Raw genomic sequence first — 15,370 nt, 5'->3', positions numbered from 1 at the left:
GGCGCCACGCAGGTCGACGCGGCACCGACGGGGACCTTAGCGGTAGCCGTGCCTCCATAGGAATGGCGCGCGGCGCACGGCGAGCGTCATATGCCGCATCCAGGAACGCACTTGGGCAGCGCAGGGCCCGGCCCGGATGACGAACATCACGCCCCCGGGGCCGACCGGAGGGCCGAGAGGTGGACTGGGTCACACCTCGGCGATGGCCCCGGCGAGGCGAGGCCACCCCTGGGCCTGACGCCACCTGCCGGGTCTGACGCGCTCGCTGAGCCTGACGTTACTTATCAGGCCGCACAACCCCCAGAATCCGCATGGAACCCGCCCCCGCGAGCGTCACGTCCCGCCCCGGGCGCGGGGCGTGCACGATCGCGCCGTTGCCCACATACATCCCGACGTGGCTGGCGTCCGCGTGGTAGATGATCAGGTCACCGGGGCGCATGTTCTTCATGTCGATGTGCGGCAGCTGCTTCCACTGCTCCTGGGAGGTCCGGGGGATGCCGCGCCCGGCCGCCGCCCAGGCCTTCGAGGTGAGTCCCGAGCAGTCGTACGACCCCGGGCCCTCGGCGCCCCATACGTACGGCTTGCCGATCTGGGCCGTGGCGAACGCGACCGCCTTCTGGCCCTCGGATGTCGCCTTGCCGCCGATGTCCTTCAGGACGCCCGAACTCACCCACGCCGACTGTTTCTTGAGGGCGGCCTCCTCCTCCAGCTCGCGCAGCCGCTCCCGCTCCTCCTTCTCCAGCCGCGATTCGAGCTTCTCGGCGTCGGCGATCTTCTTCTTTATCTTCTTCTTCGACGCGGCCTTCGCCTTGCGGTTGGCTTCCAGCTTCTTCCAGCGGGCGGTGGCGTCCTCGGCGTAGAGCCGCAGGTCTTCCTGGGTCCGCTTCAGCTCCGTCAGCATGCCCTTGGTGGCCTTCTCGCCCTGCCGCATGCGTCCGGCGCCGTCCAGGAACTGGCGCGGGTCGTCGCTGAGCATCAGCTGGGCCTCGTCCGGCATGCCGCCGCCGCGGTACTGCGCGCGGGCCGCGGCGCCCGCGCGGGCCTTGAGCTTCTTCAGCCTGGCCTGGCCCTCGGCGATGTCCTTGGCCAGCTTCACGATCCGCTCGGACTGCTTGTCGGCCTTCTCCTCCGCCGCGTTGTACGCGTCGGTGGCCACGCCCGCGTCGTGGTACAGCTTCTCGATCTCCTTGCGCACCCGCTCAAGGGACTCGTCCGATCTGGGCGTCGGCTCCGATCCGGGCGTCGGCTCGGCGGGGCTGGAAGGAGGCGGGGGACTCGCATACGCCGCCCCCGGCGCGGTCACCACCACAGTCGCGCAGATCAGCGCCACAGTCGCCGCCGTCGAGTATCGCTTGCCGGTCACGCCCTGCCACCCCCAAAGCTGATTTACCGTCAGTAACATCTGGCCGCCATCGGATGGTGCCACGCCGGCGCCCAATGCGACAGAGCCCGACAACAAACTCCGAGCCCCCACCCGCCTCATCTGACGAGCCGCATGCGACGTTCGTTCCCCGCAGGTCAGCGCCTCAGGGAAGTCTCCGGGTCGCCTCAGGGAAGTGTCGGGGTCGCCCCCGGTCGGAGTCTCGGGGGCGCCCCGGGGATGCCTCCGAGTGGCCCGAGCGGTTCACCCCGGCCGAGGCGCCAACGCCTCCCAGCGCACCGTCACTTCACCCTGCCGCCACCGCGAAGTCCCGCCGAGCACCGGCCAGTCGGCGCTGACGTCGCGCACCGCCCTGATCCAGCGCTGCCGCGCCCCGTACGAGGCGTAGGGCGCCGCGGCCGCCCACGCCCGGTCGAAGTCCCGCAGGAACGCGTGCACCGGCTCGCCCGGTACGTTCCGGTGGATCAGCGCCTTCGGCAGCCGCTCGGCGAGGTCGGAGGGGCGCTCCAGGGAGCCGAGCCGCGCCGCGAACGTCACCGTGCGGGGCCCCTCCGGGCCGAGCGCGACCCACACGTGCCGCCGGCCGATCTCATCGCAGGTGCCCTCGACGAGCAGCCCGCCGGGGGCGAGCCGCGCGCACAGCCGCTCCCACACGGCGGCGACCTGCTCCTCGTCGTACTGCCGCAAGACGTTCGCGGCCCGGATCAGCGCCGGGCCGCCCGGCACCGGCACCTCGAAGCCGCCGTGCCGGAAGGTGAGCCCCTCGCGCTCGTACGGCCGCGCGGCGGCCACCCGCGCCGGGTCGATCTCGATGCCCACCACGCGCGCGTGGGGCGCGACGGTACGCAGCCGCAGCAGCAGTTCCACGGCGGTCCAGGGGGAGGCGCCGTAGCCGAGGTCGACGGCGACGGGGGCGGGGGAGCGGCGCAGGGCGCCGCCGTGCGTGGCGGCGATCCAGCGGTCCATGCGGCGCAGCCGGTTCGGGTTCGTGGTCCCGCGCGTCACCGTTCCCACGGGGCGGGATGGGGTGCGGGGGGCGCGTGGGGCCATGGGGAAAGGGTATGCGGGGCCGGTGGACGGCAGACGCCAGGTAACACTTTGGCAAAAAGGGGCGAAGGGGCGGGGGAGGGGAAATGGAGCAGCCGCTTCCGGTGTTCCCCGTGCGGAGGTTCGTACGCCCTCCGCCTCGTCATGCCCGTACGCAAGGAGGACCGCCACGTGAGCCAATACGTGTCCAGGCTCGGGCGTCGCTCCCCGGCGGCACCCCCTCGGCTCCGTATCCCCGGCGTTTCCGGCCTTCCCGTCCCCGGAATCTCCGGCCTTCCCGGTTCCCACGGCTCGCACCGGCGTCCGCGCCGCGTGGCCATGCTGAGTGTGCACACCTCGCCGCTGCACCAGCCCGGTACGGGCGACGCGGGCGGCATGAACGTCTACATCGTCGAGCTGGCCAAGCGGCTCGCCGAGATCAACATCGAGGTCGAGATCTTCACGCGCGCCACCACGGGCGCTCTCCCGCCCGCCGTGGAACTGGCGCCCGGCGTCCTCGTGCGCCATGTCGACGCGGGCCCCTACGAAGGCCTCGCCAAGGAAGAGCTGCCGGCCCAGCTCTGTGCCTTCACGCACGGCGTGATGCAGGCCTGGGCGGGCCACCGCCCCGGCTACTACGACCTGGTCCACTCCCACTACTGGCTCTCCGGCCACGTCGGCTGGCTCGCCGCCGAACGCTGGGGCGTGCCCCTCGTCCACGCCATGCACACTATGGCCAAGGTCAAGAACGCCGCGCTCGCCGAGGGCGACACCCCGGAGCCGGCCGCCCGCGTCATCGGCGAGACGCAGATAGTGCGCGCCGCCGACCGCCTCATCGCCAACACCTCCGAAGAGGCCGGCGAACTCGTACGCCACTACGAAGCCGAGCCCGGCAAGGTCGCCGTCGTCCATCCCGGCGTCAACCTCGACCGCTTCCGCCCGGCCGACGGACGCGCCGCGGCCCGCCACCGGCTGGGGCTCCCGCAGGACGCCCTGATCCCCCTCTTCGCGGGCCGCATCCAGCCCCTGAAGGCCCCTGACGTGCTGCTCCGCGCGGTCGCCGTGCTCCTGGACGAGCGGCCCGCCCTGCGTTCGAACATCGTCGTCCCCGTCGTCGGCGGCCCCAGCGGCAGCGGCCTCGCGAAGCCGGAGGGCCTCCAGAAGCTCGCCGCGCGGCTCGGTATCGCGGACGTCGTGCGCTTCCAGCCGCCGGTGGGTCAGGACCAGCTGGCGGACTGGTTCCGCGCGGCGTCCGTGCTCGTGATGCCCTCCTACAGCGAGTCCTTCGGTCTCGTCGCCATAGAGGCGCAGGCGGCGGGTACGCCGGTCCTCGCGGCCTCGGTGGGCGGCCTGCCCGTCGCGGTGCGCGACGAGGTCACCGGTTTCCTGATCTCGGGCCACGAACCGGCCCACTACGCGCGCGTGCTGCGCGATTTCGCCGACCATCCCCAGCTTGTGGACCGCATGGGAATGGCCGCGGCCCGGCACGCGCAGTCCTTCGGCTGGGAGACCTCGGCCTCCGCTACGGCCGACGTCTATACGGCGGCCATGCACGACTTCCGCAGCTCAGGCCGTCACGTACGCTCGCACCATGGCTGAGCCCGAGCAGGCGGACACGGACATGAACGCGGACACCGACACGGCGACGGTGGTGATCGAGCGGACGCTGGACGACGCCGAACTGGAGTGGGAGAGCCCCGAACCGGGCTCCTACGTAGTCAAGCTCCCCGGAACCCGCAAACTCTCCACGACCCTGTCGATGATCGTGGGCAAGCACTCGCTGTCCCTGAACGCGTTCGTGATCCGCCACCCCGACGAGAACCACGAGGCGGTCCACCGCTGGCTCCTGGAGCGCAACCTCCGCCTCTACGGCGTGAGTTACGCGATCGACTCCCTCGGCGACATCTACCTGGCGGGCAAGCTGCCGCTCGCTGCGGTCACCCCCGCCGAAGTGGACCGCCTCCTCGGCGCGGTCCTCTCCGCCGCGGACGACTCCTTCAACACGCTCCTGGAACTGGGGTTCGCGTCGGCGATCCGCAAGGAGTACGCGTGGAGGGTCTCGCGGGGGGAGTCCACGCGGAACCTCGACGCGTTCGCCCATCTGACGCGCCCCAAGGCGTAGCCCTCCCGCCCCCACATCCCCTACTTAACCGGCGGCCTCCACACGCGCCGTACGGCACTACGGACGCGGTGCGGCCGCGGAATCCGTACGAGGCTCGACGGGCCCTGCGGAACCGACCGCGCCGCCCTGCGCCGGGTGCTCCTCGGGAAGCCCCCGCATCAGCCCCCAGTACCCGAGCGCCGCGCCCGTCCCGAGCACCGCGCACGCCGCCCACAGCCACGCCGCGCCGAACCGGTCGATCATGAACCCGGACATCAGCGGGGCGACGAGCGCGGCCACGGACCACGACATCGTGTACATGCCCTGGTAGCGCCCGCGGCCGTGGGTGGGGGAGAGGGCGACGACGAGGCCCGTCTGGGTCGGCGCGTTGACGATCTCGGCGAGCGTCCAGACGCAGACCGTCAGCGCGAAGACCCCGACGGACCCGGCGAAGGCGGTGAGCCCGAAGCCGTACCCGGCGACGACGGAGGAGATCACCAGCAGCCGCCGTGGGTCCCGGGGTTCGATGAAGCGGGTGACGGGGATCTGGAGGGCGACGATCAGCACGCCGTTCACGGCGATCGCGAGCCCGTAGTCGGCGGGCGTGAACCCGGCCTCACCCATCGCGACCGGCAGCCCCACCGAGCCCTGCTGGAAGATCAGCGCGACGACGAACGAGAGCCCGACCACACCCATGAACCGCCCGTCCCGCAGCACGGCCCCGAGCCCCACCACCGGCTCGGCGGCCTTCTCCCGCGCCGTCCGCACGGGCCGCGACTCCGGCAGCTTCATGAAGACGACGATCGCGCAGACCATCGTCATCGCGGCCTCGATCAGGAACCCGGCCCGGTAGCTGTACGAGGCGATGAACCCGGCGCCGGCGGAGGAGACGGCGAAGCCGAGGTTGATGGCCCAGTAGTTCAAGGAGAAGGCCCGCACCCGGTCCTCGGGCCGCACGATGTCCGCCATCATCGCCTGCACGGCGGGCCGCGACGCGTTGCTCGCCATGCCCACGAGCAGGGCGACGCCCGCGATCGCCACCGGGTGCTCCATGAAGCCGAGCACCGCCACGGAGAGCGCCGTCGACGCCTGCGCGATCAGCAGCGTGGGCCGCCGCCCGAGCCGGTCGGTCATCACCCCGGCGCCCAGCGAGGACATGACACCGCCGAGCCCGTGCAGCGCGGCGACGAGGCCCGCGTACGAGGCGGAGTAGCCCCGGTCCAAGGTCAGGTACAGCGCCATGAACGTCGCGACGAAGGCGCCGAGCCGGTTGACCAGGGTGCTGATCCACAGCCACCAGAAGGCGCGGGGCAGCCCCGAGACGCTCTCGGTGACGGCACGTCTCATGGCGGCGAAGGACATGCGGTTTCCCCCGGGATGGAAGCTTGAATGTAAGCGTAGATGTAAGCGTCTGAAGCGGTTAGCGCATATTACGAGCCGACCACGTGTCCCCGCCACCCGATTAACGGAAACCGTCACCCCTCACCTTCGCCCCTGCCCGTCCCCGCGCGCGCGGGGCCCGTCGGGGTTCGATTACGCTCAGAGGCATGGCCGACGCACCGTACAAGCTGATCCTCCTCCGCCACGGCGAGAGCGAATGGAACGCGAAGAACCTGTTCACCGGCTGGGTGGACGTCAACCTCAACGAGAAGGGCGAGAAGGAGGCGGTCCGCGGCGGTGAGCTGCTCAAGGACGCCGGCCTGCTCCCCGACGTGGTCCACACGTCGCTCCAGAAGCGCGCGATCCGCACCGCGCAGCTGGCGCTGGAGGCGGCCGACCGCCACTGGATCCCCGTACACCGTTCGTGGCGCCTGAACGAGCGCCACTACGGCGCCCTCCAGGGCAAGGACAAGGCCCAGACGCTCGCCGAGTTCGGCGAGGAGCAGTTCATGCTGTGGCGCCGCTCGTACGACACCCCGCCGCCCGCCCTGGACCGCGACGCGGAGTACTCCCAGTTCTCCGACCCCCGCTACGCGATGCTCCCGCCGGAGCTGCGCCCCCAGACGGAGTGCCTGAAGGACGTCGTCGTCCGCATGCTCCCGTACTGGTTCGACGGCATCGTCCCCGACCTCCTGACGGGCAAGACGGTCCTGGTCGCGGCCCACGGCAACAGCCTCCGCGCCCTGGTCAAGCACCTGGACGGCATCTCCGACGCCGACATCGCGGGCCTGAACATCCCCACGGGCATTCCGCTCTCGTACGAACTGGACGCCGACTTCAAGCCCCTGAACCCGGGCGGCACCTACCTCGACCCGGAGGCCGCGAAGGCGGCGATCGAGGCGGTCAAGAACCAGGGCAAGAAGAAGTAGCCCTGTCTTCAGCTTCAAGCCCCCTGCCTGCGGGTTCGCCGCTGGCGGGGGGCTTTTCGCTGCCGCGGGGCGGGTCCGAGTTTCCCGAACTGGGCGCTCCCGCCACTGTCCGTCTACTCCGAGGTATCAGAGGAGGTCCCGCCAGAAAGGCGCCGTAGCTTGTGGGGTCCAGCTTTCGTCAACCTCGCCTCGCGCCTCGTCGAACTCCTGATGCATGTAGTCGACCAGGTCCAGCCCGTAACAGATGATGTCGGTCTGCCACACCGAGAGCACCGGATGCCCGAAGCTGCCCCGCCCGGCGGGCAAGTATCGGTGGGCATACACGGGTATCAGCACCGGTACCTCCGCCAGATGACGCCGCCCGGTATCCAGTGCCACCGTTTCCTCAGGCGGACGCTCGCCCCAGCCCTCGTAACCAGAACCCGTTGTGTTCGACGCCGAGGAGAACTCCCTCGACCGGCCAGTCGAGCTGTCGACGCAAGCTGCCCAGGTCGCCGCCCCGCCACTCCGGCCAGGGCCTGGACCAGGTCTGCCCGTCCTCGGGAGGCACGTTGACCGGTAGGCCGGCGGCAAGGAACGCGCGGTGGTCGTCGGCGAACTCGAAGCCGTATTCACGCTCGATGCGCGCGAACTCGCGGTCCGTCAGCCCTGGTGCGAAGTCGTGGAGGCCCGTCTCCGCCAGGCGGTGTGCGGCCTGCGCACCCAGGCGCACTCCCTCATTGCTGGTCACCGCCGTAACGCTAGCGCCAACCACGTGCGACTGGCTTCCTGTCGGCGTGTGGGAAGGCCGGCGCTCAGACCTCCGGTGCCGCGAACCGGATGCGTTCCATCAGGTCGATGACGTAGTGCACCACTTCCACCGGGTTGTTGGTCCCGGCGAAGATGCGGCTGTCCACGCCCAGTTCCGGGTTGAAGTTCTGCGCGTGCACCACCACGGGGAGGTCGACGCCCGCGTCCTCCAGTTCACGGAGCATGGTGATGCCTGCCCGGGGGTCGCCGTCACGGTCCATGTCGCTCAGGATGATGTCGTGCGAGCCGTGCCGTAGCGCGGTCAGTCCCTCGGCGGTTGAGCGTGCCGTGTCCACCACCATGCCCATGGACCGGAAGAGGCTGATCAGGCTGCCGTTGTGCTCGGGATGGTCGTCGATCCAGAGGAGCCTGCCGCCCTTCAGCGTGTCGGCCGCGTGCTCCAGTCTGCTCAGGACCCCGCGCCTCATGGTCGGCGTCACGGGGCTGTCGCTGTGCTCGGCCGCCTGTTCGAGCAGTTGGCCCGCCATCTCCACCTCGACCCCGAGGGCCCGCAGCGCGGTGACCCGGGGAACCAGGCGGTGGATGATCGTCTCCCGTAAGGACAGGTAGACGATGATGGCGAAAATCGCCCAGAAGATGCTGGGCAACGTGCCGATCAACTTGATCCATATCGCTTCCGGCATGGAGCAATGATCGTCCCGGACCGTCGGCGACGTACGGCGAATGAGTAGATCGAGCGGGGCCTATTCGCTTTCGTACATCGAGCGGTGCCTACTCGCCCTGCATCGAGCGGTGCCTCCTCGCCGTACCTCACGGGCTGCCGCCTCCCGACTCCGAGATCCCCCGCGCCAATTCCCCCACCACCTCCGCGATCCACTGCCCGAACCCCGTCGGCGCGATCAGGACGCCGAAGACCAGCACGATCGCCACCGTCAGCTGCTCGTCGTTGCGGCTCCTGGCCTGCGTACGTCTGCGCAGGCGCAGGACGATGACGACTGCCAGGAGAACCGCCACGTTGATCGTCAGCACCATCGGCCAGGCCCCCTCATGGCGACAACGTCCCGGCCTACCTGTGTAACCCCCAACCCGCCTGCCCGGCCGCCCACTTGCCCCCACTTGGCAGCAAAACGTTCCTTCACGGCCGGATCGGCACGTGCTGAGCGCGTATGCCACCCGCCGGAGGCGCCCGGCGGCGGCCGACGCGCGGTCGGCTCAGCGCGTGAAGATCAGGTACTTCCACCCGCCGTGCGTCGTCGCGTTGACGTCGTCGCCCGACGAACCGTTCACGTACGACGAACGGACCCGCGCGCGGAGGCCTGACTCGCCCGGTGCCTCCAGGCGGACCGGCGACGTGCCGTCGGGGGCGAGCTTGAAGTACTTGGAGCCGACCGCGTGCCACTTGCGGTCGGTGCCGTACATCTCGATCGTGAAGCGCTGCTTGCGGCCCTCGTGGTACGTCATCGTCGTCGTGAACGCCGGGCCGGTGTTCTTGTGGAAGTAGTGGTACTTCGTGGAGCCGACCGTGCCCGTCCGGTAGTGCTTGGAGACGGCGGTGGAGATCTTCACCTTGGCGTACGCCGTCGACGTGGCCGTCGCCGAGGCCGAGCGCGCGTCCCCGGAGAAGACCGCCGTGACCTTCGTGTCGCGCCGCATGTCGACCGTGGCCTTCAGGTCGCCGCGGGAGTTGACGGCGCCCTTCTTGACGAGCTTGTTGGGCTTGTCGGCGCCGTACGGGTCGGCCCAGATCTCGACGGTGCGGTTCTTGTACGTCGTGCCGAGGTGCGCCGTGAAGGAGACGTCCGCGCCGTAGCCGTAGACCTTGCCGTCCTTGTCGAGGGTCAGCGTCGTCTTGGAGCGCGCGACCTCGGTCTCGTCCGACGCGGAGGCCGCGGCGTGCGTGGCGTCGCCCGCGTACGACGCCTTGTACGTCACCTTCCCGCCGGTCGGCGGGCTGTCGGTGAAGGCGAAGGAGCCGTCCGCCGCCGTCCTGACGTCGGGCAGCGCCGTGCCGGAGGGCGACTCCGCGTCCGTGCGCGTGATCGACAGGGGCGTGCCGGCCGGCAGCGGCACCGTGTCGGTGAGCTTGCCGGTGACGGTCAGGGGCTTCGCGCGGGGCGCCTTCTCCGGAGCGTCCAGCGTCAAGACGGGCAGGGACTTGCCCGGCTCGCCCATGGAGCGCAGCGTGAACGTGCCGTGCGAGTTCACGGACACCGCGAAGACACGGCTCGCGTCCGGGGCCCAGGCCAGGGCGGCGGGCACCAGTTTGTCGGCACCGCTGGTGTCGCCGGTGTTCGGGAAGTCGTACTCCCGCACCGGCACCTTCACGCCCGGCTGGTAGATGTGCACGTCGGGGTCGTACGCGGACATGCTGCCGCCCGCGATGGTGCCGTCGGGGGCGATGGCCACGGCGTTCGGGTACGGGGCGGTGGGGTAACGCGTCTCCCGGGTCAGGTCCTTGGTGGAGTACGCCGGGAACGCGTATCCGTGGCCGTCGTCCCAGGTCGTCAGGACCTGCTCGCCGTCCGGCGTCAGGTCCAGGTCCTCGAAGTTGCCGGTGAGGGTCTTCGTGGTGCGCAGCGCCGGCTCGGCGCCCGAGACGTCGTACACCGCCACGTCCGCCCAGGTGCCGGCCTTCTCACCGGCCACCAGGACGCCGGGGGCCTTGGGGTCCGCGCCGAGGAGCGGCGCGCCCTCCCAGTCCACGCCCGGGCCCTGGGCCGGCTTCACGACCGGCTCGGCGCCGGAGGTGTCGAGCGAGCCGATGCCGCCTTCGTAGCCGAACCACACCTTGCCGTCGACCGTTTCGAGGGTGGCCGGGCCCTTGGCGCCGGTGAGGTCGTAGCTCGCGGTCTGCGTGTAGGTGGTGGTCTCCACGGACACGATGCGGTTCTTGTCGGTGACCGCCGCGTAGACCTGTCCGGAGTCGGCCGAGAGCGTCAGGCCGGAGACGCCCGGCAGGCCCGTGAGGGTCCCCACGACCTTGCCCGCGTAGTCGGTGACGACGATCTTGCCGACGAGCGGGTCGGAGACGTACACCCGCTGGTGCGCGCCGTCCACGACGATGTCGCCCACCGCGGAGACGGGCAGCACCTCGGCGGAGTCGGCCGCCGCGGTGCCCGCCGTGCCGGCGGTCAGCGCCACCGAGCCGAAGAGGACCGCGAGCGCCGTCGCGGTCGAGATTCCGCGCGTACGAGCGCTCCGTACTGCGTGCATGTGATGTGGCCCCCCACATGAGTGGGCCCGGGCCGTCTGCCCGAGCCGGTGCCCCCCGTCAGAGCGCAGGTTATGGCACGCGTGTGACAGCCGAGGAGGGTGCCTCACCTGAGGGCTCGCTCGGAGGCCGGTCCGGACGCTCCACGCGCGCGTGCGCCGTTGATGCGCCCTGCCCGGCGGGGTTGCAATGGGGGGCAGGCAGTACGCGAGTACAGCGGTACGCCGTTACGCCAGTACGCCTTCGAGGAGGAGACCCATGGCCGAGTTTCCCAAGCCCGTAGTCATACCGATGAGCTGCTCCTGCGGCCCCGGCTGCAGCTGTGGCTGCCAGTCCGGCGGCTCCTGTCAGTGCGGCGGCAGCTGCGGCTGACGCCCGCCCGACAGACCGGCGGGAACGGGTGCAAGACCGTGCCCCGCACGACCACCTGACGTCGTGCGGGGCACCGTGACGTCGTGCGGGGCACCGTGACGTGCGCGGGGCGGCCCGAAGGGCTCAGGCCCCTTCCACCGGGGCCGGGCCCGACGGCTGGATCTCGTCCGCGTGTTCGCCCGTGACCAGGTACACGACCCGCTTCGCGACCGACACCGCGTGGTCCGCGAAGCGCTCGTAGTAGCGGCCGAGCAGCGTCACGTCGACGGCCGTCTCGATGCCGTGCTTCCAGCGGTCGTCCATCAGGTGCTGGAAGAGGGTGCGGTGCAGCTGGTCCATCTCGTCGTCGTCCTGCTCCAGCTGGAGCGCGAGGTCGACGTCCTTGGTGATGATGACCTCCGCCGCCTTCGCCATCAGGCGCTGCGCGAGCTGGCCCATCTCCAGGATCGTGGCGTGCAGGTCCCGCGGCACCGCCGCGTCCGGGAAGCGCAGCCGGGCCAGCTTGGCGACGTGCTGGGCGAGGTCGCCCGAGCGCTCCAGGTCGGCGCTCATCCGCAGCGAGGTCACGACGATGCGCAGGTCGGTGGCGACCGGCTGCTGCCGGGCGAGCAGGGCTATCGCGCGTGCCTCCAGCTCGTGCTGGAGATCGTCCACCTTCTGGTCGGCGGCGATCACGCTCTCGGCCAGTTTCAGATCGGCGTCGAGCATGGCCGTCGTGGCGCGCCCGATCGCGGACCCGACCAGGCGGGCCATCTCGACCAGGCTCTCCCCGATCGAGTCAAGTTCCTCGTGGTACGCGTCCCGCATGTGGCTGTCCCTCTCTCGTACGTCTCAGGGGGCTGGCCCCTACGCTCCCACGGTGCGGCCCGGACGCGTCCGTTTCCGGCACCTCGAATGAACCATCCCTGTCATCAAGGTGAACTGTGGGCGACACGGGATGACAACTCCGATCACCCCTCGGGCCGGGCCCTTCGGGAGAAATGAACCGGTGCCGTCCCCTCGGTGAACTCTGGGCGACGAGTGTTCGAGGCCGCGCCCGAATGGCTGTGGACGGCACTCACCAGGCGCATAACCTGGAGACATGGACGTGAACGCGGCGGTCGCCGCAGCGGCAGCGATCGCCGGGGTGTGCACCGGTGTCATCGCCATGCTGGCGTTCCGCTGGAGCGAGCGCGACCAGAAACGCCCCACCCGGAGTTCCCTGCACACCGACGCCGTACTGCCACCGGGCGTGGACACGGTGCTGTCCGTGCTGCGCTCCTCGGCCGTCGTCCTGGACGAGGCCGACAGCGTGGTCAAGGCCAGCTCGGCGGCGTACGCCCTAGGGCTCGTGCGCGGCGGCAAGCTCGCCGTCGAGCCGATGCTGAAGATGGCCCGCGACACCCGCCGCGACGGCGAGATACGCCAGGTCGAACTGGACCTGCCCCGGCGCGGCACCGGCCGCGGCGAGGCCCTCGCGGTCTCCGCCCGGGTCGCCCCGCTCGGCTCCCGGCTCGTGCTGCTCCTGGTCGAGGACCTCACGGAGGCCCGCCGCATCGAGGCGGTGCGCCGCGACTTCGTCGCCAACGTGTCGCACGAGCTGAAGACCCCCGTGGGCGCCCTCAGCCTGCTCTCCGAGGCCGTCATGGACGCCTCCGAGGACCCCGAGGCCGTCGAGCGCTTCGCGGGCCGCATGCAGATCGAGGCGACCCGCCTGACCAACCTCGTGCAGGAGCTGATCGACCTCTCCCGGGTCCAGAACGACGACCCCTTGGAGGACGCCGAGCCCGTACCGGTCGACGAACTGGTGGCCGAGGCCATCGACCGCAGCCGTCACCAGGCCTCCCACAAGCAGATCACCCTGGCCGCCTCGATAGGCGGGAGCCCCTCCGCCGAGGGCGACGGCGCCCGTCGGGAGGGCGGCGCCGCCGCGCTCCAGATCTGGGGCAACCGCGGCCAGCTCGCCGCGGCCCTCGGCAACCTCGTCGAGAACGCGGTGAACTACAGCCCCGCCCGCACCCGCGTGGGCATCGCCGCCCGCAGGGTCACCGCGCAGGGCGGCGACATGATCGAGGTCGCCGTCACCGACCAGGGCATCGGCATCTCCGACAAGGACAAGGAACGCATCTTCGAGCGCTTCTACCGCGTCGACCCGGCCCGCTCCCGGGCCACCGGCGGCACCGGCCTCGGCCTCGCCATCGTCAAGCACGTGGCCGCCTCCCACGGCGGGGAGGTCACCGTGTGGAGCTCCGAGGGACAGGGCTCCACCTTCACCCTGCGGCTGCCGGAGGCGGCCGCGCACCGCGACCGCGGACCAGGTCACGGCGGTGGAACCGGCGCCGCAGCCGATACCGCCCCGACCGACGAGACCACTACGTACGAACCCATCCCTGCCCCGGAGGTCCTTCCGTGACCCGAGTGCTCGTCGTCGAGGACGAGGAATCCTTCAGCGACGCTCTGTCCTACATGCTCCGCAAAGAGGGCTTCGAGGTCGCCATCGCGGCCACCGGCCCGGACGGACTCGACGAATTCGAGCGCAACGGCGCCGACCTCGTCCTGCTCGACCTGATGCTGCCCGGCCTGCCAGGCACCGAGGTCTGCCGTCAGCTGCGCAGCCGCTCCAACGTCCCGGTGATCATGGTCACCGCCAAGGACAGCGAGATCGACAAGGTGGTCGGTCTGGAGATAGGAGCCGATGACTACGTCACCAAGCCCTTCTCCTCGCGCGAACTGGTCGCCCGCATCCGCGCGGTCCTGCGCCGCCGCGGCGAGCCGGAGGAGGTCGCTCCGCAGGCCCTGGAGGCGGGCCCGGTCCGCATGGACGTCGACCGCCACGTGGTCACCGTCTCCGGCTCCAAGATCGACCTGCCGCTGAAGGAGTTCGACCTCCTGGAGATGCTCCTGCGCAACGCGGGCCGCGTCCTGACCCGCATGCAGCTCATCGACCGCGTCTGGGGCGCGGACTACGTGGGGGACACCAAGACCCTCGACGTCCACGTCAAGCGGCTGCGCGCCAAGATCGAGCCGGACCCGGGGGCCCCGCGCTACCTGGTGACGGTCCGCGGCCTCGGCTACAAGTTCGAGCCGTAAACCGAGGGCGGCGGCCCGTGAGACGTGAGAGAGGGCGGGAACCCGGTGGGGTTCCCGCCCTCTCTCACGTACGTACGTCGATCAGTGCTCGGTGCCTGTATCGGTGCCGGTGCCCGCGCTGTGCGAGGCGGAGTCCGACGGGTCGGTGTCGGCGGCGTCCGAGGCGTGCCCCGACGGGTCGGTGGCGGCACCCGACGCGGAGTCGGACGGCTCACCGGACCGCACCGGCTTTCCGGACTGGCCCGGCTTCGCGGACTTCTCCGCCCCGGCGCCCGGGGCCTGCGGCACCTCGGTCGGGCCCCACTTGGCGAAGTAGCTCTCGGCCGGCACGACGAACGCCTCGAGCTTCACGGCGCCCGTCTCGCTGAAGGCGAAGGTGACCTGCTGCGCGTCGCCGTCCTTGACCGCTTCGCGGCCGCTGGGCAGGACCGCGGAGGCGTTGTCCTTGCCGCCGAGGACGACCGAGCCGCCGGCCGGGATGGTCAGCCGGCCGTTCTGCTTGGCGGCCTTGTCGTCCTTGGCGGGCGTGATCTTGGCCTTCTCGTCGACACCCTTGAGGGTGATCGAGTCGAGGGTCTGGTCGGTCGTGCCTCCGTTGAAGATCGTCGCGGAGATCACGGCCGGGCCCTTGGCCTTCAGGTCCGGCTGGGTGATGACCATGGCGTTCTGGATCTTGATGTCACCGACGGAGGTCGCGGCGTGGTCCGGCCTGACCCCCAGCGTCTGAGCGTTGTTGCCCGCGCCGCACGCGGCGAGCGAGGCGAGCGAGAACGCGATGGCGGTGGCGGCGAGGGCGCCGCGTCGAAGGCTGCGGCTCACGGCGGCGGCAACTCCTTGAACGTGGGCGGTACGGGGGGCGGGCGGCCGTAAAGCCGCCCTAAGGGTGTGTCAGCGCGCTTAGGGTATCGACCCGTTCCCCGGCCGCCGCACCCGACCCGCCCCCTGGAGGCGGCGAGCCTGCCCGGGACCGACCGCCGCGCCTCTTCGCGCCCCTGTCTCTTCTCTCCCGTCTCCCTCGTCTCGCCTCTTCTCCCTTGTCTCTCTCTTCGCGTTCACCCCGCACGCTTCATTGGGATCATCCGTCGTCCGCCATTCACATAACCGAGGTCACGTGGCGGCCCGGCCCGCCCCGCGGATTTCCGGTAAGGAAG

Annotated in this window: 15 protein-coding genes; 5 read left to right on the top strand and 10 right to left on the bottom strand. The window is 70.7% G+C overall.

Features of this window, described 5'->3' with window-relative positions:
• Positions 1–277 precede the first annotated feature (277 nt).
• Together J2N69_RS16905 and J2N69_RS16900 are read right to left on the bottom strand one after the other, a co-directional pair.
• Positions 278–1,402, bottom strand: a complete 1,125-nt coding sequence (locus tag J2N69_RS16905; RefSeq protein WP_230901533.1) for a C40 family peptidase — start codon at positions 1,400–1,402, stop codon at positions 278–280.
• Positions 1,403–1,624: 222 nt separating this feature from the next.
• Positions 1,625–2,431, bottom strand: a complete 807-nt coding sequence (locus J2N69_RS16900) for a class I SAM-dependent methyltransferase (RefSeq protein ID WP_230901532.1) — start codon at positions 2,429–2,431, stop codon at positions 1,625–1,627.
• 168 nt (positions 2,432–2,599) lie between these two features.
• Between J2N69_RS16900 and mshA the strand changes: the two genes are divergently transcribed.
• Positions 2,600–4,006, top strand: a complete 1,407-nt coding sequence (mshA, locus tag J2N69_RS16895) for a D-inositol-3-phosphate glycosyltransferase (RefSeq protein WP_230901531.1) — start codon at positions 2,600–2,602, stop codon at positions 4,004–4,006.
• Between the two features lie 22 nt (positions 4,007–4,028).
• Positions 4,029–4,529, top strand: a complete 501-nt coding sequence (locus J2N69_RS16890; protein ID WP_408056898.1) for a type III secretion system chaperone family protein — start codon at positions 4,029–4,031, stop codon at positions 4,527–4,529.
• Positions 4,530–4,586: 57 nt separating this feature from the next.
• Here the strand turns inward: J2N69_RS16890 and J2N69_RS16885 are convergent, their stop codons facing one another.
• Positions 4,587–5,870: an MDR family MFS transporter gene (locus J2N69_RS16885; protein WP_230901529.1), complete on the bottom strand. Its 1,284-nt coding sequence runs from the start codon at positions 5,868–5,870 to the stop codon at positions 4,587–4,589.
• 185 nt (positions 5,871–6,055) lie between these two features.
• Between J2N69_RS16885 and J2N69_RS16880 the strand changes: the two genes are divergently transcribed.
• Positions 6,056–6,817, top strand: coding sequence for a phosphoglyceromutase (locus J2N69_RS16880; protein WP_230901528.1), 762 nt, complete (start codon positions 6,056–6,058; stop codon positions 6,815–6,817).
• A gap of 126 nt (positions 6,818–6,943) precedes the next feature.
• On the opposite strand, the gene J2N69_RS16875 is transcribed toward J2N69_RS16880, so the two are convergent.
• The 6 genes from J2N69_RS16875 to phoU all read right to left on the bottom strand — a co-directional run bounded on the left by J2N69_RS16875 (position 6,944) and on the right by phoU (position 11,957).
• Positions 6,944–7,195 carry a hypothetical protein gene (locus J2N69_RS16875; RefSeq protein ID WP_230901527.1) on the bottom strand — a complete coding sequence of 84 codons (252 nt, stop codon included), beginning with the start codon at positions 7,193–7,195 and terminating at the stop codon, positions 6,944–6,946.
• A 7-nt stretch (positions 7,196–7,202) separates the two neighbouring features.
• The gene (locus tag J2N69_RS16870; protein ID WP_230901526.1) at positions 7,203–7,547 is read right to left on the bottom strand and encodes an SMI1/KNR4 family protein; all 345 of its coding nucleotides are present in this window, start codon (positions 7,545–7,547) and stop codon (positions 7,203–7,205) included.
• Between the two features lie 64 nt (positions 7,548–7,611).
• Entirely contained in the window at positions 7,612–8,250 is a 639-nt protein-coding gene (locus tag J2N69_RS16865; protein WP_230901525.1) for a response regulator, read from the bottom strand.
• Between the two features lie 127 nt (positions 8,251–8,377).
• Complete coding sequence (locus J2N69_RS16860) at positions 8,378–8,599, bottom strand: hypothetical protein (RefSeq protein ID WP_230901524.1); 222 nt, start codon at positions 8,597–8,599, stop codon at positions 8,378–8,380.
• Between the two features lie 180 nt (positions 8,600–8,779).
• Positions 8,780–10,780 (bottom strand): YncE family protein, encoded by a 2,001-nt coding sequence (locus J2N69_RS16855; protein WP_230901523.1) that lies wholly within the window; start codon positions 10,778–10,780, stop codon positions 8,780–8,782.
• Between the two features lie 493 nt (positions 10,781–11,273).
• The gene (gene phoU, locus J2N69_RS16850) at positions 11,274–11,957 is read right to left on the bottom strand and encodes a phosphate signaling complex protein PhoU (protein WP_127911777.1); all 684 of its coding nucleotides are present in this window, start codon (positions 11,955–11,957) and stop codon (positions 11,274–11,276) included.
• A gap of 274 nt (positions 11,958–12,231) precedes the next feature.
• Between phoU and J2N69_RS16845 the strand changes: the two genes are divergently transcribed.
• Positions 12,232–13,542 carry a two-component system sensor histidine kinase PhoR gene (locus J2N69_RS16845; RefSeq protein ID WP_230901522.1) on the top strand — a complete coding sequence of 437 codons (1,311 nt, stop codon included), beginning with the start codon at positions 12,232–12,234 and terminating at the stop codon, positions 13,540–13,542.
• Positions 13,539–14,219 carry a two-component system response regulator PhoP gene (locus J2N69_RS16840; protein WP_127911779.1) on the top strand — a complete coding sequence of 227 codons (681 nt, stop codon included), beginning with the start codon at positions 13,539–13,541 and terminating at the stop codon, positions 14,217–14,219. The genes J2N69_RS16845 and J2N69_RS16840 overlap by 4 nt, the downstream gene beginning before the upstream one ends.
• An 81-nt stretch (positions 14,220–14,300) precedes the next feature.
• Here the strand turns inward: J2N69_RS16840 and J2N69_RS16835 are convergent, their stop codons facing one another.
• Positions 14,301–15,038 carry a copper chaperone PCu(A)C domain-containing protein gene (locus J2N69_RS16835; RefSeq protein ID WP_230901521.1) on the bottom strand — a complete coding sequence of 246 codons (738 nt, stop codon included), beginning with the start codon at positions 15,036–15,038 and terminating at the stop codon, positions 14,301–14,303.
• Between the last annotated feature and the right edge of the window lie 332 nt (positions 15,039–15,370).

Origin of the sequence: Streptomyces huasconensis, from assembly GCF_021028635.1 — a bacterium.
GTDB lineage: Bacteria > Actinomycetota > Actinomycetes > Streptomycetales > Streptomycetaceae > Streptomyces > Streptomyces huasconensis.
This window is presented reverse-complemented; position numbering and strand designations above follow the sequence as displayed.